The 23,918-nt window shown below is 34.2% G+C and carries 21 protein-coding genes and 2 pseudogenes; 10 read left to right on the forward strand and 13 right to left on the reverse strand.

Annotated elements, in window-relative coordinates; translation table 11 throughout:
• Positions 1 to 230 (reverse strand): annotated as a pseudogene (locus ACYSNW_RS17835) (glutamate decarboxylase); the annotation flags it as partial.
• Positions 231 to 985: 755 nt separating this feature from the next.
• On the opposite strand from ACYSNW_RS17835, the gene ACYSNW_RS17840 reads away from it, so the two are divergent.
• From ACYSNW_RS17840 to ACYSNW_RS17850, 3 genes and pseudogenes are all read left to right on the forward strand, one after another.
• Positions 986 to 1,303: a transposase gene (locus tag ACYSNW_RS17840; protein WP_461746857.1), complete on the forward strand. Its 318-nt coding sequence runs from the start codon at positions 986 to 988 to the stop codon at positions 1,301 to 1,303.
• 66 nt (positions 1,304 to 1,369) lie between these two features.
• On the forward strand, positions 1,370 to 1,723 hold the full coding sequence (locus ACYSNW_RS17845) for a hypothetical protein (protein ID WP_461746818.1): 354 nt from the start codon (positions 1,370 to 1,372) through the stop codon (positions 1,721 to 1,723).
• 393 nt (positions 1,724 to 2,116) lie between these two features.
• Positions 2,117 to 2,500: pseudogene (locus ACYSNW_RS17850) on the forward strand (transposase); the annotation flags it as partial.
• Positions 2,501 to 2,567: 67 nt separating this feature from the next.
• Here the strand turns inward: ACYSNW_RS17850 and groL are convergent.
• Both groL and groES read right to left on the reverse strand, forming a co-directional pair.
• Positions 2,568 to 4,196 carry a chaperonin GroEL gene (gene groL / locus ACYSNW_RS17855; RefSeq protein ID WP_461746820.1) on the reverse strand — a complete coding sequence of 543 codons (1,629 nt, stop codon included), beginning with the start codon at positions 4,194 to 4,196 and terminating at the stop codon, positions 2,568 to 2,570.
• 59 nt (positions 4,197 to 4,255) lie between these two features.
• The gene (gene groES, locus ACYSNW_RS17860; RefSeq protein ID WP_461746822.1) at positions 4,256 to 4,540 is read right to left on the reverse strand and encodes a co-chaperone GroES; all 285 of its coding nucleotides are present in this window, start codon (positions 4,538 to 4,540) and stop codon (positions 4,256 to 4,258) included.
• A 267-nt stretch (positions 4,541 to 4,807) separates the two neighbouring features.
• On the opposite strand from groES, the gene ACYSNW_RS17865 reads away from it, so the two are divergent.
• Both ACYSNW_RS17865 and ACYSNW_RS17870 read left to right on the forward strand, forming a co-directional pair.
• Positions 4,808 to 4,990, forward strand: a complete 183-nt coding sequence (locus ACYSNW_RS17865) for a hypothetical protein (RefSeq protein ID WP_461746824.1) — start codon at positions 4,808 to 4,810, stop codon at positions 4,988 to 4,990.
• 68 nt (positions 4,991 to 5,058) lie between these two features.
• Positions 5,059 to 5,736: a lysostaphin resistance A-like protein gene (locus ACYSNW_RS17870; protein ID WP_461746826.1), complete on the forward strand. Its 678-nt coding sequence runs from the start codon at positions 5,059 to 5,061 to the stop codon at positions 5,734 to 5,736.
• 135 nt (positions 5,737 to 5,871) lie between these two features.
• Here ACYSNW_RS17870 and ACYSNW_RS17875 read toward each other — a convergent pair whose 3' ends face one another.
• Positions 5,872 to 6,522 carry a redox-sensing transcriptional repressor Rex gene (locus ACYSNW_RS17875; protein ID WP_461746828.1) on the reverse strand — a complete coding sequence of 217 codons (651 nt, stop codon included), beginning with the start codon at positions 6,520 to 6,522 and terminating at the stop codon, positions 5,872 to 5,874.
• Positions 6,523 to 6,735: 213 nt separating this feature from the next.
• On the opposite strand from ACYSNW_RS17875, the gene ACYSNW_RS17880 reads away from it, so the two are divergent.
• The 4 genes from ACYSNW_RS17880 to ACYSNW_RS17895 all read left to right on the forward strand — a co-directional run bounded on the left by ACYSNW_RS17880 (position 6,736) and on the right by ACYSNW_RS17895 (position 12,454).
• Positions 6,736 to 8,679, forward strand: coding sequence for an ABC-F family ATP-binding cassette domain-containing protein (locus ACYSNW_RS17880; protein WP_461746830.1), 1,944 nt, complete (start codon positions 6,736 to 6,738; stop codon positions 8,677 to 8,679).
• Between the two features lie 13 nt (positions 8,680 to 8,692).
• Entirely contained in the window at positions 8,693 to 9,331 is a 639-nt protein-coding gene (locus ACYSNW_RS17885) for a TrkA C-terminal domain-containing protein (RefSeq protein ID WP_461746832.1), read from the forward strand.
• A 212-nt stretch (positions 9,332 to 9,543) separates the two neighbouring features.
• Positions 9,544 to 10,746: a quaternary amine ABC transporter ATP-binding protein gene (locus ACYSNW_RS17890; protein ID WP_461746834.1), complete on the forward strand. Its 1,203-nt coding sequence runs from the start codon at positions 9,544 to 9,546 to the stop codon at positions 10,744 to 10,746.
• Positions 10,739 to 12,454 carry an ABC transporter permease/substrate binding protein gene (locus ACYSNW_RS17895; RefSeq protein ID WP_461746836.1) on the forward strand — a complete coding sequence of 572 codons (1,716 nt, stop codon included), beginning with the start codon at positions 10,739 to 10,741 and terminating at the stop codon, positions 12,452 to 12,454. The genes ACYSNW_RS17890 and ACYSNW_RS17895 overlap by 8 nt, the downstream gene beginning before the upstream one ends.
• 129 nt (positions 12,455 to 12,583) lie before the next feature.
• Here ACYSNW_RS17895 and ACYSNW_RS17900 read toward each other — a convergent pair whose 3' ends face one another.
• Complete coding sequence (locus ACYSNW_RS17900; RefSeq protein WP_461746838.1) at positions 12,584 to 13,432, reverse strand: aldo/keto reductase; 849 nt, start codon at positions 13,430 to 13,432, stop codon at positions 12,584 to 12,586.
• Between the two features lie 174 nt (positions 13,433 to 13,606).
• The gene (locus tag ACYSNW_RS17905) at positions 13,607 to 13,996 is read right to left on the reverse strand and encodes a MerR family transcriptional regulator (protein ID WP_461746840.1); all 390 of its coding nucleotides are present in this window, start codon (positions 13,994 to 13,996) and stop codon (positions 13,607 to 13,609) included.
• A 78-nt stretch (positions 13,997 to 14,074) separates the two neighbouring features.
• Here ACYSNW_RS17905 and ACYSNW_RS17910 point away from each other — a divergent pair, with 78 nt between their 5' ends.
• Positions 14,075 to 14,842: an SDR family NAD(P)-dependent oxidoreductase gene (locus ACYSNW_RS17910; protein WP_461746842.1), complete on the forward strand. Its 768-nt coding sequence runs from the start codon at positions 14,075 to 14,077 to the stop codon at positions 14,840 to 14,842.
• Positions 14,843 to 14,913: 71 nt separating this feature from the next.
• Here ACYSNW_RS17910 and ACYSNW_RS17915 read toward each other — a convergent pair whose 3' ends face one another.
• The 7 genes from ACYSNW_RS17915 to ACYSNW_RS17945 all read right to left on the reverse strand — a co-directional run.
• A complete protein-coding gene (locus ACYSNW_RS17915; RefSeq protein WP_461746844.1) occupies positions 14,914 to 15,867 on the reverse strand; it encodes a transketolase family protein in 954 nt (317 codons plus the stop codon).
• On the reverse strand, positions 15,868 to 16,719 hold the full coding sequence (locus ACYSNW_RS17920; protein ID WP_461746846.1) for a transketolase: 852 nt from the start codon (positions 16,717 to 16,719) through the stop codon (positions 15,868 to 15,870).
• 21 nt (positions 16,720 to 16,740) lie between these two features.
• Positions 16,741 to 18,102: a PTS ascorbate transporter subunit IIC gene (locus ACYSNW_RS17925; protein WP_461746848.1), complete on the reverse strand. Its 1,362-nt coding sequence runs from the start codon at positions 18,100 to 18,102 to the stop codon at positions 16,741 to 16,743.
• 29 nt (positions 18,103 to 18,131) lie between these two features.
• Positions 18,132 to 18,413 (reverse strand): PTS sugar transporter subunit IIB, encoded by a 282-nt coding sequence (locus tag ACYSNW_RS17930; RefSeq protein WP_461746850.1) that lies wholly within the window; start codon positions 18,411 to 18,413, stop codon positions 18,132 to 18,134.
• Positions 18,413 to 20,464 (reverse strand): BglG family transcription antiterminator, encoded by a 2,052-nt coding sequence (locus tag ACYSNW_RS17935; RefSeq protein WP_461746852.1) that lies wholly within the window; start codon positions 20,462 to 20,464, stop codon positions 18,413 to 18,415. Before ACYSNW_RS17935 ends, ACYSNW_RS17930 begins: the two co-directional genes overlap by 1 nt.
• Before the next feature lie 365 nt (positions 20,465 to 20,829).
• The gene (locus ACYSNW_RS17940) at positions 20,830 to 21,468 is read right to left on the reverse strand and encodes a lactate utilization protein (protein WP_461746854.1); all 639 of its coding nucleotides are present in this window, start codon (positions 21,466 to 21,468) and stop codon (positions 20,830 to 20,832) included.
• 930 nt (positions 21,469 to 22,398) lie between these two features.
• The coding region (locus ACYSNW_RS17945; RefSeq protein WP_461746855.1) for a GBS Bsp-like repeat-containing protein at positions 22,399 to 23,918 on the reverse strand (1,520 nt) is incomplete at its 5' end.

Genomic DNA, 23,918 nt, shown 5'->3' on the forward strand with positions numbered 1-23,918 from the left:
GCATTTTTTTCAAACGTTTCTGCCATTAACTGTTGTGCTTCAGGTTCCATATACGTTTGACAGAACGTTGCCATATTTTGGCGCGCATTTCCTTCATCAATTAATTGATCTTTCACTAAACGATACGCTAATTCTGAATCAACAGAATCCTTTCTTAATTTCTTTAAGATGACATTCTCACAAGCTTCAGTTGATCCAAAAATAGGTTGATTTGTATTTGATGTTGTCATTGTTAATTCCTCCAAAAGTTTTTTTGTTTTTTGTTTGTGAGATAAGAATATACGATTTTTACGTATCGAAAATAGTAACTTTTGTCTTTTGTTCCGACATATTTTTTAAGAGGGGGGTAATAGATTGAAATAAGAAATGTTTATAAAAAAGAGAATTTTATATGTTGAATAATTAGTATGTAGTATTATTGACACTTTAAAAAGTTGATGGACGAACGTTGATATAAAAATCACTACGATTCGCTTTGATCACGATAATTCCTACGAACTGTCCTTCTAAGAATTCAAGCTCTTGGAAAAGGTCTAAATTGTTATAAACCGCTGGAAATAAAATGAACGGATATTTAGTAATATCTATTTGATTGCTAAAATTTGAAGAACATCAAGAATGTAATAACTAATGAATAAAACAGTGTTTTATTGATAGATTTTTCCTACTTGTTTCTAAGAATAAATCATTTTATTACAATCTCAAAAAAAGCTTGGAACATAAGTCCTAACGAAAAATCCAAATCCCAGTCAATTTGATTGGTATCTGAATTATTTTTTTGTACAAAAATAAGAACACCTTTGCTAAAATAAAAGTGATTAAATCAATAAACTAGCGAGGTGTTCCTATGATTAAAAATTATTGCACAAATCAAGTCGTTCTTCCTTTGGATTTTAGTTTTCAGTAAAAAAATGATATCGTGTTCGCTATTGATAAATTAATTGAAAGTATTCCCGAGAAGCGCTTCATCTCTTTTCATAACCAAATGGATCCTTCTTCTTATCATCCTAAAATGATACTGAAGATGATTTTATGTGTTTACACACAATTCGTATTTTCTGGTCGAAAGATTGAAGCAATGAAGAAAAGTAGTATTCGGATGATGTGGCTTACCCAAAGTTATCAACTTAGCTATCGAACAATCAATCGTTTCCGCGTGAATCCCTTAGTGAAAACACTCCTTCGAGAGTGTTTCGTTCAGTTCCTCAGTCAATTAACCAAGGAACAATTAATCGCTGAAGAAGCTATTTTTATAGATGGTACCAAGATCGAAGTTAACGCAAATAAATATAGCTTTGTTTGAAGAAAATCGATTGATAACATTGACAAGAAATTCAATGAGAAATCACCCTTCCTTTATGATGAACTGTTGAAAAATACAATTGTTCCTGAAATTGAGCGCAAGTTCGCAACAGAATTAGCTCCAACAAAATTAGGTCAGATTGAAGAACAACTCACTCATGTTGTAGAAAAATTTATAGAAAAAATTGAAAAAGAAGACGATGCTTCCATTCGGAAATCACCTTGTTCGAAGCGAAAAGTTCTCAAAAAAATCAGAAACTTATTTCATGACTTCAAAGAAAGAAAACTTGCGTATCAAAAACCTCGTGAGATTCTCGGACAACAAAATAGTTATTCTAGAACAGATACAGACACTACTTTTATGCGCATGAAAGACGATCCTATGAGAAATGGTCAGTTGAAGGCAGGCTACGCTCTTTAAATTGCCAAGAATAATCAGTATATTTTAGGTTACGATTTTTCCCAAGCCAACAGATACACGGACACTACATCCCTTTTTAATCACTTTGAAAGAGCGTTTCTTTGACTTGTTAAATTATATTATCTCAGATGCCGGTTACATGGGAGAAGAAAACTATCAAGCAGTTCTAGAAGATTATGAATGAACATCACTCATCACTTATGCTATGTACCATCAAGAACAAAAGAAAAAATTTAAACAGAACCCGTTCCTTCCTGCAAACTGGATGTATTTGGAAGTAGATGATATTTTTATTTATCCTAATGGAATAAAAATAAAATTTCGAAATTATTCTATCCGTACAGACAAGTATGGATTTAAACGGTATTTAACATGATATGATGTGAAGGCTGTTCAAATTGTCCTGTTCGGATCCAATGTACAAAAGCGAAGAGTGACAAGAATCGTGAGATTCAAAAAAACATGAACTGGAAATACTTTAAAGTAACGATCCAACAGCTGCTTTCAGAAGAAGAAACAGGGAAAATCTATCGTCGACGAAAAATTGATGTCAAACCTGCTTTCGGCCATTTGAAGGCTTGTTTAGGCTCCACTCGGTTCTCAGTTTGCGGAAAGCAACAGGTGCACAATGAAATAAGATTCATATTAATGGTTGTAAATTTAAGGAAGTATAGGCTAAATAGGTTATCAATCAAGGAGAATCCTCCCACTAAATTAAAAAATAGAAGACCGAAAATCGTAAAAATGATTTTCGGTCTTCTATTCTATTCATCTTGAGACTTATGTCCCAAGCTCTTTTTACTATAATTTTATTTTCCTTCCTATGGCTAAAGAAAATATTTTACTACATCATTCCACCCATACCCATTGATGGATCCATTGGCGGCATTGCTGGCGCTGCTGGTTCAGGTTTATCGGCTACAACTGCTTCAGTAGTTAATAATAGTGCAGCAACTGATGCAGCGTTTTGTAAAGCTGAACGAGTCACTTTAGTTGGATCAACGATTCCTGCTTCAACCATGTTGACCCATTCACCGTTTGCAGCATTGAAACCAATACCTGCTTCAGCATTTTTTAATTTATCAACAATGACTGAACCTTCATAGCCAGCATTTTCAGCGATTTGACGAATTGGTTCTTCTAATGCACGAACCACGATTTTCACACCTGTTGCTACATCATCGTCTGCTTCAACTTCACTTACTTTGTTGATGACGTTTACTAAAGCTGTACCACCACCTGATACCATACCTTCTTCAACCGCCGCGCGAGTTGCATTTAAAGCATCTTCAATACGTAATTTTAATTCTTTTAATTCTGTTTCAGTAGCCGCACCAACTTTTACGACTGCTACTCCGCCTGCTAATTTAGCTAAACGTTCTTGTAATTTTTCACGATCAAAGTCAGAAGTTGTATCTGCAATTTGGTTTTTAATCAATTGAACACGTGCTTCAACTGCTTCTTTACCACCAGCACCTTCAACAATTGTTGTGTTATCTTTATCAACAACTACTTTGCTTGCATTTCCAAGGTTATCGATTGTTGTATCTTTCAATTCAAGCCCTAATTCTTCAGTGATTACTGTACCACCAGTTAAAATAGCAATATCTTCTAACATCGCTTTGCGACGATCACCAAAACCTGGTGCTTTAACTGCTACAACGTTGAAAGTTCCACGAATTTTATTTAAGACTAATGTAGGTAGCGCTTCGCCATCTACATCATCCGCAATAATCAATAATGGACGACTTTGTTGTAAAATTTGTTCTAATAATGGTAATACATCTTGAATATTTGAGATTTTTTTATCTGTAATTAAGATATATGGATTTTCTAAAACAGCTTCCATTTTATCGTTGTCAGTTACCATATATTGAGATAGGTAACCACGATCAAATTGCATTCCTTCAACGACATCTAATTCTGTTTCAATCCCTTTAGATTCTTCAATTGTGATAACGCCGTCGTTTCCAACTTTTTCCATTGCATCTGCAATCAAATGACCTACTGTTTCTGAACCTGAAGATACAGCAGCAACTTGAGCAATTGCTTCTTTAGAATCAACAACTGTTGAGATACTGTGTAATTCTTCTACAGCTGTTTTTGTTGCTAATTCAATCCCACGACGAATACCTAATGGGTTCGCCCCAGCAGTAACATTTTTCAACCCTTCACGTACAATTGCTTGTGTCAATAATGTTGCAGTTGTTGTACCATCTCCTGCAATGTCATTTGTTTTAGAAGCAACTTCGGATACTAGTTTTGCGCCCATATTTTCAAAATGATCTTCTAATTCGATTTCTTTCGCAATTGTAACCCCATCATTTGTGATCAATGGTGAACCAAAAGATTTTTCAAGAACAACATTACGACCTTTAGGACCTAAGGTTACTTTTACTGTATCAGCTAAAATATCTACTCCACGTAACATAGATGCACGGGCATCTTCTGCAAATTTAATTTCTTTTGCCATTATTTATCCACCTCATAATTTATATTTTTATCATTTAATGTTTTCATTTTAATTAAAATTTATTCTACAACAGCGATAATATCTTTAACAGAAACAATCAGGTAGTCTGTTCCTTCATATTTTACTTCTGTACCAGAATATTTTTCAAACATCACTGTGTCGCCTGCTTTTACTTCTGCAGGAACTTTTGTACCGTTATCTAGTACGCGACCTTCGCCTACTGCGATAACATTTCCAGTTTGTGGTTTCTCTTTAGCTGCAGACGCTAAGACAATCCCTCCAACTGTTTTTTCTTCTTCTTGCGCAACTTCGATAATCACGCGATCGCCTAATGGTTTTAACACAATAAATCCCTCCAAATTATTTTAATCGTATTTAGCACTCTAACACAAAGAGTGCTAACTCACACTTCTTATAATACTCATTTCCATTTCTTTTTGCAAGCCTTTTATTGTTTTTTAAAGAAAATTTTTATGCTGCTTTCTGTCGCTCCTTACTTTCTAGAGCGGAACGTTTACAAATTTGTCTTGTCTCATTCAAAAGTTCATGAATTATTTCTAGTCCATCATTTATAGTTCATGGTAAAATAGAATAGAAAGTGAGGCGATGATATGAAACAACGGTTAAAAAATACAACTTTAATCACTCTCGTTTATTTATTGATTGCAAATTCAGGAAATTTTATTTTTGGCGTAAATGAACGATTTGATTGGAAAAATACTTTATGGGAAGCTTTTTTCTTTTTCATTTTTATTTTTCTTCTACTTGGTTATCGCAATAATAGAAAAAAATAGCTTAACTATCCCAAATTAGACATTTACTTTTTTATCTTAACTTATCGAACGGAGGCACATTTTATTTTATGTCATTAAAAAATTTATCACTCAGAACTGTTAGTTTGAGTACGATTATTCTATATGGATTTGTTTTTTTCTCTCCTTATTTGTTACAATTTTTTCCAAAACAAGCGATGATTCCTGGAACCACGATTGTTTATATTCTAGGAGCGATTCTAATGATTGGATTATATTCAATGAATCAATCAAAAACATTAGTTGAAGAACAAGCAAAACTAACCTCACCTGTCTTTATTTTTTTATTAGGGTTTGGCGGAATTTTTTTGGCCATGATTATCCAAGGAGTCGTTTTTAGTATTGAAACAGTAATTACTGGAGTTAAGCCAGATTCAGAAAATACTAAAAGAATCATAGAAGTTATTTTAATGAATCCTCTTTTTATATTAGCGACCACTATTGGCGGGCCAATCATGGAAGAATTTGTTTTTAGACGTTCATTAATCGGTCTTAGTGAACCTTACATTGGATTTTGGTTTTCTGCAATCGTTAGTTCGTCATTATTTTCTTTGATTCATCAAGATGGTCATTTTTTTGTTTATTTTTTTATGGGATTATTTTTTGCTATTTTGTATAAAGTCACAGGTAAGATTTGGACCTCAATCATTGCCCATTGTGGGATGAATACAGTTGTTGTCGTTGTCCAATTACTTGTTCATGCTGGGGTTATTCAAGTACCTAACTAATTGCCATGTTCTATTGGCTGATTCACTACAACCTGAGTTCTTTTGCTTAGTTTTTTAAGCAAGCTGGTTGAGACGACAGCAAAAAATAACCTGCGAAAGTTTGATGAAAAACTTTTGCGGGTTATTTTTTAATCTTTATTCAGACTCTTCACTTAATTCACTATCATGGTGTAAAAAGTAAATCAATGTTTGTAATTCATTGGTCAAGTCAACATTTTGAATCAAAACATCTTCAGGAGCTACCAATCGAGCCGCTGTAAAGTTTAAAATTCCCTTGACTCCAGCATCTGCCAATTGTTTTACAACTTCTTGCGCTTTTCTAGCAGGTAAACTCAATATCGCTACTTCAATTTGCTGAATACGAATTTGGTCCATCATATCTGAGATGGGATAAACTGGCACACCATCAACGATGCGACCGACAATGTCTTCATTTACATCAAACGCACAGCTCACACGGATACTATTACTTTGATGGAATTTATATTTCAATAAAGCACTACCTAAATTCCCAACTCCAACAAGTGCAACATTTGTCAACTCATCATCGTTCAATGTTTTAGCAAAGAAATTCATTAAATTTTCTACATCATAGCCGTACCCTCTTTTTCCTAACTCACCAAAGTAAGAAAAATCACGACGAATAGTTGCACTGTCCACCTGAACAGCATCACTTAATTCTGTTGAAGAAACTTTCGTTTTTCCAGCATCATGAAGAATTCTTAAATAACGATAATATAAAGGAAGGCGTCTGGCCGTTGCTTTTGGAATAATTTGATCTTTCACAATTGTACCTCCAATTTACAAAATATAACAATGATTCTACTATTATAATAGCAGTTTCTTCTACGAAAAATCAATTTACGCGCTCAAATTAATCCCTTTTCTGTCAAAATTGTTCGTTTTCTGTGCTTTTTTCACAAGCCAACTCCAGAAATCTGCTCTTTTTTCAATTTTTATGCTAAACTATTAGCAATGAAACAGAAATGAGGATGACTTATGATTTTACTCCAAGCAAATCAAGTGGCACGTCTTTTTGGTGCCGATATTTTGTTTGATAACATACAAATGGAAATAAGTACAAATAGTCGTATCGCTTTAGTTGGCCGAAACGGAGCTGGAAAATCAACACTCTTAAAAATAATTGCTGGAATTGATCCTCCAGATAAAGGAACCATTGCCAAAAATAAAACTGCTTCTCTAGGCTATTTAGCACAAAATACCGGATTAGATTCAAACCGAACCGTCTGGGATGAAATGCTTGAAGCTTTTTCGGATACAATTGCAATGGAAAAGCGAATGCGAGAATTAGAAGTAATCATCAGCACACTCAATCCCGAGGCCTCAAACTATGAATCTGTTATGAAAGAATATGATCGACTCCAACACGATTTTGCTGATAAAAATGGCTATGGATATGAAAATGAAATTCGGTCTGTCTTACATGGCTTTCATTTTGATGAAGGATTTTATGAAAAGAACATCTCAACTCTCTCTGGTGGACAAAAAACACGCTTAGCTTTAGCTAGAATGTTATTACAAAAACCTGATATTTTGGTTTTGGATGAACCGACCAACCACTTAGATATTGAGACCTTATCATGGTTAGAGGGCTACTTGCCAAGTTATTCAGGTGCGCTTCTAATTGTTTCTCATGATCGTTACTTTTTAGATAAAGTTGTAACTGAAGTTTATGAATTGAGTCGCCACAAAATGCGTTACTATAAAGGAAATTATTCCCGTTATCTAGTATTAAAAGCTGAGCAATTAGCAAGCGAATGGAAAGCTTACGAGAAACAGCAAGTTGAAATCAATAAATTAGAAGATTTTGTTGCGCGAAACTTAGTTAGGGCATCAACAACGAAACGTGCGCAAAGTCGTAGAAAAACGTTAGAAAAGATGGATCGTTTAGATCGACCTCAAGGCGATGAAAAATCGGCTAACTTTCTTTTTGATATTGAAAAACCATCTGGAAATGTTGTCTTGCAAGTAGAAGATGGCGCAATTGGTTACAATGAAACGATTTTATCAGAACCTATTAATCTTGATATTCGTCGCCAAGAAGCAATTGCTTTAGTTGGGCCAAATGGTATCGGAAAATCAACTTTACTTAAATCAATCACTGGTCAACTGCCTTTTATTAAAGGTTCTGCTAATTTTGGTACCAATGTTCAAATCGGTTATTACGATCAAGAACAAGCTAATTTACATGGTACAAAAACAGTCTTAGCCGAACTTTGGGATGAACATCCAACCACTCCTGAAAAAGAGATTCGAACAGCTTTAGGTCACTTTTTATTCAGCGGAAATGATGTTGAAAAAACGATCCCCTTACTAAGTGGCGGCGAAAAAGCACGTGTTGCTTTGGCTAAGTTAGCGATGAATAAAGAAAACTTTTTAATCCTTGATGAACCAACAAACCACTTAGATATCGATAACAAAGAAGTGCTAGAAAATGCTTTAATTGACTATGAAGGAACCCTATTTTTTGTTTCTCATGATCGTTATTTTATCAATCGAATTGCCACGAAGGTCATTGAACTTTCAGAAACTGGCAGCAAACTTTATCTAGGCGATTACGACTATTATTTAGAGAAGAAATTAGAAGAAGTAGAACTTGCTGCACTTAAAGAAAAGGATTCATTAGAAGCTAAGCAGGAAATAACAAAACCCAAAAATAGCTTCTATCAAAATAAGGAACAACAAAAATTACTCCGTTCACTCTCAAGAGCCGTCAATCAACTTGAAGAATCAATGAATGAGGTTGAGCAAACGATTGAGGAACTAAAAATTGAAATGACTAAACCAGAAATAATCGATGATCATGTACAATTACTATCATTGAATCAAAAGCTGGAAGAAAAGCAATTAGAGTTAGAAGAACTAATGAGTCAGTGGGAAGAAAAAAGCATCGAACTAGAAGAACTAGAGAACGTCACTTGATTGGAGGGTAAAAATGACTTCAAAACGATTAAACGTTGCACCACCAAAATATCAGAAAATCGCCGTTGATTTAGCAAGCAAAATTGCAGATCATTCCTTTAGTGTAGGAGAAAAAATTCATGCTCGTTCAACACTAGCCAATAAATATAGTGTTTCTCCTGAAACTGCTAGAAAAGCAATTAGCATTTTAGTAGATTTAGAAATCGTAACGGCGAAACACGGCAGCGGTTTTTATGTGCATTCTATCGAAAATGCCAAAGAATTTGTGGCTCAACATCAAGATGTACAGACAATCCAACAACTAAAAGAAGAATTAATCGATAGCGTAGAAAAGCAAAAAGAAGAGCTAAGCTATTTTTCAGAATTATTAGATAAACTTGTTGAACAAACCAAGCGTTTTGATTCAGTTAATCCTCTAAATCCTGTGACTTTCACTTTGACTGATCAAGCAGAACACCTTGGGAGAACAGTCGGTGAGATAAATTTATGGCAAAATACTTCTGCTACGCTGGTTGCTATCAAGCATCACGAAGAACTTCTCGTCTCTCCAGGTCCTTATGCTAAACTAGCCGCTGGTGACACAATTTATCTTGTTGGACACGAATCCACCTTGCAGTTAGTTGATAATTTCTTTTATCCTACATCCGTTTAAATATTCAAAATAGTGGTCGGAAACCTTATTATATTTGGTTTTCCCGCTATTTTTTTTACAAAACAATATTTCCTCTTACTTTTGGCTTAATTAAACCCATTTATTTATGTTTAGCTAATGATTTTTTCATGAAAATTTCATCTTAGTTTGACAAAAGTGACCACTCAATGTTACCCTAGTGTGGTCACTTTTTTATGAGGAGGAAATTTGTTTTGTCTAAAGTAAAAGTTACACACTTAACTAAAATATTTGGCAAAAAATCAAAAATTGCGCTAGATATGATTAAAGAAAATAAGAGTAAAACAGAAATTTTACAAAAAACAGGTGCAACCGTCGGCGTATATGATGTCAATTTTGACGTTGAAGAAGGCGAAATTTTTGTGATTATGGGTCTTTCCGGAAGTGGCAAATCCACCCTAATCCGTCTTCTTAATCGTTTGATTGAACCAACTTCCGGCATGATTATGATTGATGATAAAGATATTTCTAAGTTAGATAAAGAAGGGCTTAGAGAAGTTCGTCGGAACAAAATGAGTATGGTTTTTCAAAATTTTGGCTTATTTCCCCATCGAACAATTTTAGAAAATACCGAATATGGCTTAGAAATCCGTGGTATTCCTAAAGAAGAACGGATGAGAAAAGCTGAAATAGCTTTAGCTAACTCGAGTCTTCTGCCATTTAAAGATCAATATCCTGATCAACTATCTGGAGGAATGCAACAACGGGTTGGTTTAGCACGAGCATTAGCCAATGACCCAGAAATTTTGTTGATGGATGAAGCTTTTTCTGCTCTTGATCCCCTTATCCGGAGAGAAATGCAAGATGAGTTATTAGAACTACAGGAAAATGTAAAGAAGACTATTATTTTTATTACTCACGATTTAAACGAAGCTTTACGTATTGGTGACCGCATTGCATTGATGAAAGATGGACAAATTATGCAGATTGGTACAGGAGAAGAAATTTTGACGAATCCGGCAAATGATTATGTGCGCACCTTTGTTGAAGATGTAGATCGTTCGAAAGTTTTAACAGCGCAAAATATTATGGTACCAGCATTGACTACTAATATTGAAATTGATGGTCCAACTGTTGCCTTAACGCGTATGCGTCAGGAAGAAGTCAGTATGTTGTTAGCTGTTGACAAAAAAAGACAGCTTAAAGGAATCATAAAAGCTGAACAAGCGCTTAAAGCTCGTAAAAACGGTCATAAATTAATCGACTATGTCGATACAGAAATCCAAACAATCGATAAAGATATGTTAGTTAATGATATTTTCCCACTCATTTATGATGCCCAAACACCATTGGCTGTAACTGAAAATAATAAATTGCTTGGTGTCGTTATTCGAGGCAGTGTGTTAGAAGCTTTGGCTGAAATCGAAGATGAAAAAGAGGTGCTGATCAATGAATAACATACAACTTCCTGTCGCCGATTGGGTAGAGTCAATAACAGATTGGATGACTAGTAATTTTTCCGGTTTATTTTCTTTCTTACAAATTACAGGTCAAACAATTATGGAAACTATTACTTCTCTATTGTTGATAATCCCTCCTTATATATTTATTTTACTTTTAACATTAGCGGCATTTTTTATTTCAAATAAAAAATGGGGATTAACGATTTTTACTTTTATTGGTCTACTCTTTATCTATAATCAACAGCTATGGATTGATTTAATGAATACTGTTACATTAGTTTTACTTTCTAGTCTTGTATCAATTATTATTGGTGTTCCTTTAGGGATTTTAATGGCTAAAAGTAATAAAGCTCAAAGTATCATTACTCCTATTTTAGATTTCATGCAAACAATGCCTGGATTTGTTTACTTAATTCCAGCCGTAGCTTTCTTTGGGATTGGAATGGTACCTGGGGTATTCGCTTCTGTGATTTTTGCTTTACCACCAACAGTTCGTTTTACTAATCTAGGAATTCGTCAAGTCCCCAAAGAATTAGTAGAGGCTTCTGATTCATTCGGGAGTACCGGTTGGCAAAAATTATTTAAATTAGAACTTCCATTAGCAAAAAATACAATCATGGCTGGAATCAATCAAACTACGATGCTTGCTTTGTCTATGGTTGTAATTGCTTCTATGATTGGAGCACCTGGTTTAGGTCGCGGTGTTCTTTCAGCACTTCAACGGGCCCAAGTAGGAAATGGCTTTGTCAATGGTGTTGCATTGGTTATTCTAGCAATCATCATCGATCGTTTTACTCAAAATTTAAATAAAAAAAGAACGAATCCAGCTAAGAAGAAATTTTCAAAAAAACAAAAAATTTGGGGTATTTCAGGAATCATTGTGGCTCTTATTGCTTTATTTGTTGGTTTTTCAATTTTTAACGGAAATCAATCTACTAACAAAAACATCTCCCTTGCTTATGTTGAATGGGACACGGAAGTTGCTTCTACACATGTTGTAGGAGAAGTTTTAAAAGATATGGGATACAATGTAACGTTAACTCCTTTGGACAATGCGATTATGTGGGAATCTATTGCAAAAGGTGAAACAGATGCGATGGTTGCTGCGTGGTTACCTGGTACACATGGTGAGCAATATAAACAATACAAAGATAAAGTCGATAATCTTGGAGAAAACTTAGCAGGTGCTAAACTAGGTTTAGTTGTTCCTAATTATATGGATGTGTCTTCTATTGAAGATTTGGATAACCAAGCTGGAAAAAAAATCACTGGGATTGAGCCTGGTGCTGGAGTAGTTAATGCTGCTGAGAAAACTCAAACTGAATATCCTAATCTATCTGATTGGACTGTAGAAACTTCATCTTCTGGTGCGATGACCGTTGCATTAGGACAAGCACTAAAAAATAAAGAAGATATTGTGATTACAGGATGGTCGCCTCATTGGATGTTCGCTAAGTATGACTTGAAATACTTAGAAGATCCCAAAGGAACTATGGGTGGTGAAGAATCAATCAATACCATGGCTAGGAAAGGATTAAAAACAGATACGCCCGAAGCATACAACGTTTTAAAAAATTTCCATTGGTCAACAGATGATATGGAATCGGTGATGTTGGCAATTAATGATGGTCAAACGCCAGAACAAGCTGCAAGAAAATGGATCGATACACATAGTAAAGAAGTTGAAGAATGGAAAAAATAATGCTACAAAAATAGGCAACAAAGAAATAATTTAATTGTTTTAAAGAGAAACACAATCTTCCCTTAGTATAAATCAAAGCATGTGAACTGATTGTCAGTATGATTTCAGGTCACATGCTTTTTGTTCATTTTAACAAATAGCTAACGGCATTTTTCTAGTTGGTTCAGGATAAATTTGATTAATTTTCGCAAAATCCTCTCGATCTAACTCAATCATCGCAGCATGAATATTATTCAAAACATGTGCTGGATTTCCAGATTGCGGAATAGCAATTGTATTCCCGTCTCTTATCGCCCATGCTAACAAAATTTGGAAAACATCGACTTGATGTTTTTCCGCAATTTCTTTCAAGATTGGTTTTTTAAGTAAATTTGCACCAAATTGATCCCCTTGTGCAACTGGAGAATACGCCATTAAAGGTATTTTTTTCTGTTGCATAAATGGTTTCAAATCAAAATCGATTCCACGATCTCCTAAATTATACAACACTTGATTGGTTTTGCAATTTATTCCTTTAGTCAATGTTAGCAATTCTTGCATATCACTTGTATCAAAATTTGAGACACCCCAAGCTTTGATTTTACCAAGTTGGACTTGTTTCTCTAGCGCATCAATTGTTTCTTGTAATGGAACGCCACCTTGCCAATGCAACAGATACATATCCAGATAATCTGTTTTCAAACGTTTTAAGGATTGATCTAAACTAATAGGCAATTGATTTCTAGAGGCATTCATCGGTAAAACTTTTGAAACTAAATAAAGTTTCTCTCTATCATAAGGTTGGATTGCTTGTCCCACTAATTCTTCTGATCGTCCATTTCCGTACATTTCTGCTGTATCAATCAACTCGATACCATTTTCGATGCCTGTTTGGATTGCTTTGATTTCCATCTCTGCTTTTGCGGAACTATCCCCCATATGCCAAGTTCCAAAACCGATTGGATAGATTGGTTTCCCGTCCATCATTATTTTTTTCATTGTTATTCACCCTTTCCTGTTTTCAACTAAAATTGATTTTTTTAAAGAGAGCGTTATCAAAAACAGTGTTTCATTCTTTTTAATTATATCATAATGAAAATTTGCTTTTATGTGTTGTTATTTTTTTTGACTTCAACACTTTAAATTTGTCTACATTGGCTAAACAAAAAAGGTTCATTTATTCATATGCTCTCTTTCCATTTGCTCATACAACTTAATTTTATCCTCTAGTAACTCAAGATGCCCTTGTACTTTCTCATATTCCTTCAAAATCTTGATTCGATGGGCTAAAAGTAAGTTCTTACGCTCCGTAATCGTACCATCACCTATTTTTCTTAACTCTGTATAGCGTTTGATTTCTTTAAGTGAAATTCCTGTATTTTTTAATTTATTGATGAAAATTGCCCAATCCAAATCTTCTGCGCCAAACAGACGATAATTATGTTCATCTCTTTGTGGTTCGATTAATCCTTCTTTTTCATAATAACGTAATGTATGTTGACTGATACCTGTTATTTTCGCAAACTCACTAATTGAATAATTCATTTTTTCACCTTTTTTCATTTTTTTCTTGCTTTAGAGTCTAGTCTAATCTCTATACTTTAATTGTATCACCAAATCAATCAATAGGAGGATGAATTTATGAAATATGTAACAATTACGGGAGCTAGTTCAGGAATCGGAATGGCAACAGCTAAAGAATTTGCTAAGATGGGGAAAAATTTGATTTTGATTGCCCGAAGAGAAGAGCGATTGATTCAATTGAAAGAAGAACTTTTAAAGAGCGATGCAACGTTGGATATTATTTTAAAAGTAGTTGATTTATCAATCGTTGAAAATGTTTTATCACTCTATCAAGAATTGAAACCCTATGATATTGAAACTTGGATCAACAATGCTGGCTTCGGCTACTATCACTCTGTTTCCAATCAAAATTTAGAAAAAGTCACTCAGATGATACAGTTAAATATTGAGGCATTGACTTTGCTATCCACTCTATACGTAACAGATTATGAAATGAAAGAAAATACACAGTTAATCAATATTTCATCTGCCGGCGGTTATAAAAACGTTCCAAACGCAGTAACTTATTGTGCAACTAAATTCTATGTCAGCGCCTTTACCGAAGGAATTGCATTAGAATTAGCAGCTAAAAAATCACAACTCAAAGCAAAAGTATTAGCTCCAGCTGCAACGGAAACAGAATTTGCGCAAGTTGCAAATAATTCAGAAAATTATGATTATAAGCAAGGTTTTGGCACTTATCATACGGCTGAAGAAATGGCAGGATTCTTGATTGATCTGTATCAAAGTAATCAAGTTATTGGTAGTATCAATCGTGATACATTTACATTTAACTTAAGCGGACCTATTTTTGATCATTATGAAACTGGTATGAGAAATATGTAAATTCTAAAAGTAAAAAAATACTATTATCAGTCTTTGAATTCACTGATAATAGTATTTTAAGAATTATTGTATCAAAAAGTTCCCTCAATTCGTTCCACTATTTTTTCTGTCGTCAATCCATACTCAGCTTGTAAAAAAGCAGGCGTTCCAACTTGTCCAAAACAATCTTCATTCCCAATTCTAGTCAACGGTACCGCAAGTCCATTGTCTGCAATTACTTCTGCAACAGCTGTCCCTAAGCCACCAATAATCGAATGATTTTCGATTGTAATCACCCGTTTTTTCCCAATCAACCGTTCTAATAATAACTCATTATCTAGCGGTTTAATCGTAAACATATCAATCACGTCAGAGGTGATTCCTCTTTTTTCAAGTTGTTTTGCTACTTCAAATGTTTCAAATACTAATTGACCCATGGAAATTAGTAAGTAGTCTTCTCCTTCTCGAAGTAAGTTTCCTTTCCCTATTTCAAACGTAGACCCCTCTTCATAAATCGTTTTGACACTTTTTCGATTTCCTCTAACATAATGGATGCCACTTAATTGACTAAATTCCTGAATGATCCAATTCATTTGAACTGCATCGGCAGCATCACAAATTGTCACCTCTGGTATTGAACGTAATAAAGCAATGTCTTCAAATGTCGTATGTGTTCCACCATTATGACCAACAGCAAAACCAGGATCCGAACCATAGATATTGATTGTATTTTTAGCATAAGCGCCTGAAACAAATAATTGATCTAACACACGACGAGTTGCAAAAGGACCAAATGTATGAATAAATGGAATAAATCCAGTCAGACTAAGTCCGGCAGCAACTCCTACCATATTGGCTTCAGCAATGCCTACATTGATAAAACGATCCTGATTTGTTTGTTTTAAATCTGTCCATTTTGAAGCTGAACCTAAATCCGCATCTAAGGCAATAATCTTTTGATTTTTCGCCATCTCTGCTTGTAACGTTTCAACCACGACCACACGGAGTTCTTTTCCTAGCTCTCTTTGAGCAGCTAAAGCAAACATTTATTCACACTCCTTCAACTGTTGTTTCAATGCTACTAAAATTTGTGCCGTTTCTTGATTCACTTGCTCATTATCAAATTTGACTGAATGATTATCCTTCATTTCTTCAAAGTAAGGAATTCCTTGACCTTTAATCGAGTCCAAAACGATACAAACCGCTTGATCTTTAACTAATTTAGACTGTTCAATCGCCTCATCAATTGCCTCTAAATCGTTTCCTTTTACTTTTAACGTATGAAAACCAAAAGCGTTCATCTTCTCGACTAAATCAAAAGAATTCATGATTTCTTTGTTTGGTCCATCCAATTGTTTTTTATTCTCATCAATAAAAACTAGACAATTATTGAGTTTAAAGTGAGCAATATATTGAAAGGCTTCCCAACACTGTCCTTCATTCAATTCACCATCACCAACGATTAAATAAACATAACGATCAGAATTACATAACTTTAACCCTGTGGCAATCCCAGCTGCTACTGAGGTCCCTTGCCCCAATGACCCTGTGGTCGCATCAACACCAGGGGTTTTCATTCGATCTGGATGTGAAGGTAGTTTAGTCCCTCCTTGATTGACTGTCATCAGCCATTTCCGATCAAAAAAACCGACTTCAGCAAGTGTACTGTATAACGCTACTCCCGCATGACCTTTTGATAATACTAAGCGATCACGCTCTTCCCAACTTGGATTTTTGACATCATATCTCATTTGTTTTCCGTATAAGACAGCTAATAAATCAACAACTGATAATGAGCCTCCAATATGTCCAGCACCAATAGTTTGAATTGCTTCAATCGTATCAACGCGAATAGCAGTCGCTAACTTTTTTAGTTCATTTAATTTTTTGTTGTTCACAGAATTCGTGCTCCTTTTCACCTATTTGGATACTTCTGCTTTTTTATTTTTACTAAAAATCGTTAAGCCAATTAAAACAGCTAATATTGCTAAAATTCCCGCCATAACTAAAATTTGTCCACCATAATTCGCTAGATTTCCTAAGAAAATCCCTGTCACACCGTAATCAGTGTCAGAAAATGTCGATCCTTGGAAACCGAGATCTCCCATGACAGGCATCAATAAAATCGGCATAAAGCTAATCAATACTCCATGAACAAACGAACCTGCTAATGCTCCTCTTAATCCACCAGTCGCATTTCCATAAACACCTGCCGTTGCCCCACAGAAGAAATGAGGTACAACTCCTGGAATAATAACCGTCGTTCCTGTTAAAACCATGATGACTAAACTAACAATTCCACCTAAAAAACTAGTTAAAAAACCAATCAATACTGCATTCGGTGCATAAGGGAAAACAATAGGACAATCTAACGCAGGAATTGAATTAGGAACTAATTTTTCTGAAATTCCTTTAAAAGCTGGAACGATTTCCGCTAAAATCAATCGAACTCCTGCCAAAATCACAAACACACCAGCCGCAAAGGAACCTGCTTGTTGTAACGAATAAATAATATAGTTTGTTCCTCCACTTAAATTTTCTGAAACATAGGCATTTCCTGCAAATAGTGCAACGATCACATACACAACAGCCATCGTAATCGTGATACTAACTGTTGAATCACGTAAAAAAGATAGTCCTTTAGGAAAATTGATATCTTCTGTTGATTTTTCTTTGTCTCCAACATATTTACCGATTAAACCGCTAAGGGCATAACCAAAATCACCTGTATGACCCAAAGCAACGGTATCATTATTGGTAATTTGTCGTGTAAATGGTTGTGCAACTGCAGGAAAAATTGTATTTGCCAAACCTAATGCTAATCCTCCAAATAAAATCAAAGGAACAGTCCCCATTCCCGTCACACTTAAAATTACCGCAATCATACACGCCATATATAACGTTGCATGACCCGTTAAGTAAATGTATTTAAACCGAGTAATTCGCGCAATCAAAATATTAAAAGCCATCCCTGCTAGCATAATAAGTGCTGTATACGTACCATATTTATTTAAAGCCAAAGCAACGATTGCTTCGTTATTTGGAACAACTCCTTGCATATGAAAAGCCGCTTGAAACATTTCACCAAAAGGAGCTAATGAGCCTTCCACTACACCAGCTCCAGCCGTCACAACTAAGAAGCCTACAAACGTTTTAATGCCCCCTTTAACAATCGAAGCTGTATCTTTTTTCTGTAAAATATTTCCTAAAATCGCAATCAAAGCAACTAAAAGCGCTGGTGTACTAGCAATATCAATTAATATACTTAAAAAACCATTCATTTTTCTCCCTACTTTCAGCTAATTTTTTTCTATAAAAGACCTTGTTTTACACACTCCGCTTGTACTTTTTCTTTCAATTCCTCCATATCGATAATACTGTCTAAAACAACCACATTCCCTAAATGTCTTGCACTATCCGCTAAATCTGCACCAACAAAAAACGTGTCCGCTAATTCTGGTGCCGCACTCCCCATATCAAAATGAGTCACTTCTACTCCTTCTATGCCCAAATCTTTTAAGGCTGACTGAATATTCATTTCCACCATAAAACTAGATCCTAATCCTGAACTACATACCGCTGCAAATTTCATTATTGATTCTCTCCTTTAGCTATAATCGTTATCATTTCTTCTTTAGTTGCTGCTTCAAGTAACTGATCCAACGTTTCTTTATTTGACAAAATTCGTGTTAAACCTGCTAAGGCCTTCAAATGCATTTCATTATCGATTGCGGCCAAACAGATAAAAATTTGAATTGGATGCTTCTCGTCATCTAATAACAAAACTGGTTTATTGACTTTTAATAACGACATACCTAATTCATTAACGCCTTCTTCTGGCCGAGCATGAGGTAAAGCAACTCCTTTGCCAATATGAATAAATGGCCCATTATCGTTTACTTTTTTAATCATTGCATCTGTATACTTTGGTTCGATTTTTCCTGAGATTTTTAGCGGTTCAGCTGCTAATTCGATAGCTTCTTGCCAAGTCAACTCTTGATCAGTCAATTGTATGGTATCTTTCGTTAATAATTCTGTTAACATCGGTCGATTATCTTCCCTTCTTTTCATTTCTTTATTTACTTTTCTTTGCACAATTCTGTACAGTTTTTCTCTCGTCACCCCATTTTTCAATTCAATATAGGGAAGCAATAAATCTAAAATTTCATTGATAGATGGTAGTAAAACTTTAGGAACTAAAAAATCTTCTTGCACTTTTTGAAACAAGGTATTTTTTTCTAGCTGCGTCATAATCGGGTTTATCACATAAAGTATATTAGACGTTTTGATTGGTACACTTGAAAAAATCAAATCGTATCTACTTCCTGTTTCTTGTTCATCAAAGTTATCAAATGAACTTGTTTCGGTAAAATCAATTTGAGGAAACAACTCTTTTAGTTCCGACTTCATGATTAGTGAAGAACTGATTCCACTTGGACAAAGAATCAACGCTTTCAATGGTTTATCTTGCTTGTTTTCTCTTTGAATGCGAATCTCTCCTCCAAATAAAATCGTAAAATAGCCAATTTCTTCATCAGGAATTGATTTTTGAATAATTTTTTTTAATGGAAATAGAGCAACTTTAGTTATTTCAAAGATTTCACTATATTGAATTTTTATTTCATCGATCAACACATTATTTAACTTGAAATTATACTTAATTCGAAAATAGGCTGGTACCAAATGATAAAATAGATCCAATAATAGTTTTCGGTAATTTTTAAATTCAATTGCTGCTAAACGTTCAATTTCATGAATAATCCCACTCGCACATACTAAAAGAAATTCTAGTGAAGGATCTTGAATTTCTCCTTCCATAACCGTCATGAATGCAATTGTAAAGTAATAAATTTCTTGATTTACATTCTTGATTCCAGAAAAATCTTGTAAAAAATAACGACTAGCCTGATACATCGTCAATGGTTTTAAAAACTTTTGTTCACTACCTTTCAGCAAAATCTCATGTCGTTCAATTCGACAAATTAAATAAGCTATAAAATAAACCATTTCATCAAAACGACTAGGAACAAAAACTAACTCAAATGCTTGGACTGTTTTCGAAAAACTCATTCGAACCATTGAATATAAAGTAGTTGATTTACAGAATAAACCGTCATAAAGTAGTCGTTGTCCATTTTGACTATTCATCAAATTACCTAACAAATAAAAGGCAGTTGACCGAATCTCTGCTTCGTCTCCATGCAAATAAAAACCAGTTTTTCTAGAGTACTCTAAAGTTAGCTTTTTATTACTTAAATAAGTGCGTAAATTTTTTAAATCTTTCAAAATTGTATTTTTACTTACTTGAAGAAATTCTTGAAAAAAGTAAACAGATAATTCTTCAACTTGAGCAAAAGACAATAAGTAAATCATTGCTTGTCTTTCTTCTTCAACTAAAATCAGTTCATTTCGCTTAGTCTTAAAAAAGAGATCAGACCAGATGCGAGATAAGCCTTCTGGAATCACCACCTCATTATTTTCTACGGATAGTTCCTTGTTAAACATTTTTATAGAAATTTGATTAAATAGTTCGATAGTTTCATTTAACTCATTTTCATCAATTCCTGTTATACGCTCAACTTCGCTAAATGACAATTTCTGTTTAGATTTTGAAATAATTCTGCTTAATCGATAGTCAATCATCTTCCTCCTCCTACTCTCACTATATCGTCTGTATTTTAGAAATGCTATCATACTTCGGTACAACTTGCAGAGGCTTTTTTTTAATAGATGTACCGAAGTTTTAACTTTGTTTGATTTTACCAATTGTGAGTTGATAAAAAAACAAGCTATAAATCATAAAATTCGAAAATCTTTTATGATTTATAGCTTATTTTTTAGCTAAACTATTCCATTCTAAGTTCATTTAATTCTTTTCTATTTGCAATTCAAATTTTTTTCCATACTCCAAAAGATACCTAATTTCTAGTTTATCTTCTAGTAAATATAACTGTTTCGCTGATAGAAAGGCTTTGTCCCACTTCCAATCCATTATCGTTTTAAATACTTTAAAAGCCTAACTCTTCTAAAATCAAAATGATATGAATTCGTTCTGCTTGAGCAGAACGACGTGTAATCGAAATCAAATTACAAATAGATTCTTCAACTAAACAGTTTTCACACGTTCCTTTTTTGATGCAAGGTGTTTTAGTCAAGCCTAAGCGAAACGAATTTTTAGGTGCTACTTTTTTCCTAATCATTTCTATCGTCATTTCTACAGAACCATAAATTTTGTTGATACCAGCAAAAAGAATTACTTTATCTGGTCCATACGCTAGTGCAGCAACCCGATTCCCAATATTATCAACATTTACTAAAATGCCCTCTTCACTGATTCCATTAACACTTGTTAAATAATAATCTGCCAACAGAGATTGTTTCATCAAATCATGACGTTCTTCAATCGTTTTGCTTAAATCACGATTAATTATTTTTTGCTTTCTTTCATACAAAGCCTCAATAATTTCAACCTGTTTTATAGTTTGGGAACCACCAAAGGCCACTGTTTTATCACTATCGATTAAAGTCAAAGCTAGTGTTTTTGCCTCATTACCATTTTCACAAATAGATACGCCAAAATTTCTACGACGTAATTTTTTCTCTAGACTTTCAGCCAACGTTTGATGATATAATTTTATTGCTTCCAATTTTTGTTCCTCCATTTTAAATTATTTATTCTTACCTTATCATTAACTATGAACCCTACAAAAAGTTGATTTTGATTTCCGTTACAATGATATCTACTCAACAGAATTTTGCCCAAGAAATCAAGTTCAATTTATTGGCAAAGCTGTTTGTTCATAAAAGATAACTTGGCAATTCCTCATATACGGAATAGAGTAAGACGTTTAAGGTGGGACGAAAATCAAGTTTTCCACTCTAGTAATCAAAGTTTTTAATGATTCTTTTTAGCTTATTTTGATAAAAAATCAAACCCACCAAAGATATTTATTTTTATATTAAGTTTTTGACTTATATTTATCCATGTGTTGATCCTTTTTATTAATGAGGTTGGGACTCCGAGAACCAAGTAGGTACGTTGCATTATCGAATCAGGACGTTCTTCGTGATTTATCACAATAAGAAGGAGTTTCCGAAAATGACAAGAAAGGTTTCCTTTCAATGTTGAATGATTCCTACTTGGTGTTCTTCAAATTTTTGGTAATTTTCATAGGAGCTACTTTTGCCCCACCATTTATCAGATAAAAAAACAATCGCTTAGAATTGAGCAATTGGACGAACCAGCAGTTATTGCGTTCTTTGCAATGAATAGTGGTTAGGAAATTGCCGAGATTCTGATTGTTTTATGCCGTTTGTTCGGTTTTAAAAAATAAAACAAAAGTGGCTTTTACTTTTGTTTCACCCACTATTAGTATAAAGAACTTTTTTTGTATGAATAGCTTCAAATTAATTTTTTTAGCAGTTAGAGAAATCTTTGTAACACTTGGAAATTATTTACATGAAAAATTAAATCTACACTTCCAATTATTTTCCTATTAGATTTTTTTGCTCAAAAAAACTGTAGACAAACACTTAAAATAATGTGTAGTCTACAGTTTCAATTTGATAAAATTTTTCTACTGAATTTTTTCTCCAGTAACTTGCTCAATCATTTGTTTACAAATTTGTTCTTTATTTCTTCTAATCGAATTCACATCATTCGCATTAGTGATAAATCCTAATTCAGTCAACCGATAGGGAATATTTCTCTGTTTGAAAACATTCAAATTTAACAAATCTGTCCGCTCTGAAAGTCCTTGATTGTAAGCATATGCAGAGTTCCAACCTACATTTGCTTTAATAACAGATGAAACATTTATATTTTCTTTCGTTTTCGCACCAGGTGTTATGATTACATGTCCACCTGTGGAATAAATTCCGCCAGCATCCAAATGTACTTCTGTTACCGATGCTATATCTGCCGAAATTTTATACGCTCCGTTCCCTGCTTTTGAATCTTGATACATATCTCTTGATGGATCATAAAAACTAAGCGTTGATTCTTTTAATTTTGCTGCATATTTCTTAAATACTGGTAATAGTTCGTTTCGGGTGAATTCCCTCTCGTTTGTTCCATTTCCAACTGCACCAGGATCCCAACCGCCATGTCCCATAACAAATAAATGAGTTTGTATCATTCTTACCAAAGTATAACTACTCCCACCAAGTTTTTGTAGTTTTCCGTTTACTGTTCCATAAATATCGGTTTTGAATGCACCGCCATGTTTATACTCTGATGAATCAACAATTACTGACCACGAACCATTTGAATTACGTGTTCCTTCCAGCCATTTAATATCGTCTTGTCCATTCGTAGTACTCCATGTCGGGAACTGTACTCTTGTTACATTTCCTCCATTTGGATTAAATATTGTCACTTGCATTTTTGTATTGCTGATTGATTTTGTTTCAACCGTGTTTTCAGCAAGAGCCTCTAGAGTGTAATTAGCACCACCAAGTTTCTGCATTTTCCCATTTACTGTTCCATAAATATCGGTTTTGAATGCACCAGCGTGTTTATACTCTGATGAATTAACAACCACTGACCATGAACCATCTGTATTGCGTGTTCCTTCTAGCCATTTAATATCGTCTTGTCCATTCGTAGTACTCCATGTCGGGAACTGTACTCTTGTTACATTTCCTCCATTTGGATTAAATATTGTCACTTGCATTTTTGTACTACTAATTGATTTTGTTTCAACTGTATTTTCAGCAGGAGCCTCTAGAGTGTAATTAGCATCACCAAGTTTCTGCATTTTTCCGTTTACTGTTCCATAAATATCGGTTTTGAATGCACCAGCGTGTTTATACTCTGATGAATTAACAACCACTGACCATGAACCATCTGTTTCACGTGTTCCTTCCAACCATTTAATATCGTCTTGTCCATTGGTCATACTCCATGTTGGGAATTGAACTCTTGTTACATTTCCTCCATTTGGATTCGAAATAGTTATTTTCATCTGTGTTTTACTGATTGAAGTCATCTTAACCACATTCACATTGACTAATTCTAACTCATACTTGGCTTCATTAAGCTTTTGAAGTTTTCCATCTACAGTACCATAGATATCGGTTTTGAATGCCCCACCAT

The sequence above is a fragment of the Enterococcus sp. LJL99 genome, from assembly GCF_054871725.1.